1 protein-coding gene is annotated in these 745 nt (G+C 46.8%); it reads left to right on the forward strand.

Going from position 1 to position 745, the window contains the following annotated elements:
* Nucleotides 1-119: 119 nt before the first annotated feature.
* Nucleotides 120-743 (forward strand): cupin domain-containing protein, encoded by a 624-nt coding sequence (locus tag DSOL_RS26190; protein WP_075367609.1) that lies wholly within the window; start codon nucleotides 120-122, stop codon nucleotides 741-743.
* Nucleotides 744-745: the final 2 nt, after the last annotated feature.

Genomic DNA, 745 nt, shown 5'->3' on the forward strand with positions numbered 1-745 from the left:
CACGAAGCACGAAGCACGAGACGGAGAAGTACCGATAAAGGAAGTAGCAAGGGAAGACTAACAACAAAAACTTGAAAATCGAGCCTCGAGCATCGAGCCTCGATAAAGGAGGTGTATCTATGGGGCGTTTTATTTCAGCGGCTGTTTTACGAGAAATGGCCAAAGTGGATAAAACCATTGTCTTAGACGAAGACAGCGTATTGACCCCCTCAGCGAAAGATCTGGCCAAAGAATTGGGGATTTCAATATGCAAGGGCAGAGAAGAAATCGTCGGGCGAAGTGTTATTGTTAAGCAAGCCCAAGAGAGCGCGGAACCCGTCATCTTGAATGAAGACCTAAAAAAGGCCGTGCAAAAGATTTTGGGTGAGGTTTTAAAACCCGCCTGTGAGAACCCCAAAGCAACCCATGTCAAAGGAGAAAACGTGGTTATCCAACCTTTTCTGGAAGCCCCTCCGGGACAAAACGTTGGGCTTGTCGATGTGATTACCGCCCGAGAAGGGAATCTTTGTTCTGGTTTCATGACGTTTGACCACTCCAACTTGCCATGGTTTCTGAACTACGATGAAGTGGATTACATCATCGAGGGGGAGTTTGTCCTTGAAGTTGAGGGCAAAGTCTTCCGTGCCAAAGCGGGAGATGTGGTTTACATCCCGAAGGGAAGCCAAGTCGTCTTTTCTTCTCCAACGTTTTGTAAGGTTTTCTATGCTACCTATCCTGCAAACTGGGCTGATTTTTGTGAATAAGG

Origin of the sequence: Desulfosporosinus metallidurans, assembly GCF_001936615.1 — a bacterium.
Classification (GTDB): domain Bacteria; phylum Bacillota; class Desulfitobacteriia; order Desulfitobacteriales; family Desulfitobacteriaceae; genus Desulfosporosinus; species Desulfosporosinus metallidurans.